This window comes from Acinetobacter sichuanensis (genome assembly GCF_003024515.2).
Classification (GTDB): domain Bacteria; phylum Pseudomonadota; class Gammaproteobacteria; order Pseudomonadales; family Moraxellaceae; genus Acinetobacter; species Acinetobacter sichuanensis.
Genome location: NZ_PYIX02000180.1, coordinates 1 through 889, shown reverse-complemented (window position 1 = coordinate 889; position 889 = coordinate 1). Strand labels below are relative to the sequence as shown.

The window sequence follows — 889 nt, the reverse complement described above, 5'->3', positions numbered from 1 at the left end:
ACACTAGATCTCTTGCGAAAGTAAAAACCACCTCAATCTAAGTTTCATGAGATATCAGAACTTAAACCGTTTTTCAGATTCTGAATTTAAACGCTTGGTTGGCGTACCTCGACCAGTTTTTACCGAAATGGTAGAGGTTTTAGAAAAAGCAGAATCACTCAAAAAGAAATCAGGTCGTCCTCATACTTTAGCTATAGAGGATCAGTTGTTATTAACGCTCAATTATTTACGCAACTACAGTACTCAACTGGAATTGGCGGCACACTACCATATCGCTGAAAGTAATGTGAATCGAACCATTAAAAAGGTTGAAGATGCATTGATGAAATCAAGATGTTTTACTCTGCCAAAACGAAGCATTACCACAGCAGACGAACACTTTAACTGGGTCATTATCGATGCGACAGAATGTTCAATAGAACGCCCGAAAAAAAAATCAGAGTAAGTTCTACAGTGGTAAAAAGAAGAAACATACGCTAAAAGCACAAGTGATCTATCATCCGAAGAGCAAACAAATCATAGGGCTAGATATATCGAATGGCAGTCAGCATGACATTAAACTGGCAAGAAAAACGGTTAAGAAATTCAAACATTGTGAATATGTTATGACCGATTTAGGGTACTACGGATTAGAGCAAGATGGCTTTAAATTATTGATGCCAATAAAGAAAAAGAAGAATATACCCTTATTTGATGTTGAGAAAAAGTACAATAAAATGATTGGAAAAATACGAGTTGTGATCGAACACATCAATAGTCAATTGAAGACATTTAGAATATTAAGTGAACGCTATCGAAATAGACGGAAAAGATTCGGTTTACGCATTAACTTAATCGCTGCACTGGTAAACCGGATAAATTTTCAATAATGACTTTCGCAAGAGATCTA

Annotated in this window: 1 protein-coding gene; it reads left to right on the top strand. The window is 35.8% G+C overall.

Annotated features, from left to right (window positions below; translation table 11 throughout):
* Positions 1 to 46 precede the first annotated feature (46 nt).
* A protein-coding gene (locus C9E89_RS22880) for an IS5 family transposase (RefSeq protein ID WP_107010335.1) occupies positions 47 to 869 on the top strand; the annotation gives its coding sequence in 2 pieces (ribosomal slippage) (positions 47 to 427 and positions 429 to 869; 822 coding nt in all).
* The last annotated feature ends 20 nt before the right edge of the window (positions 870 to 889 follow it).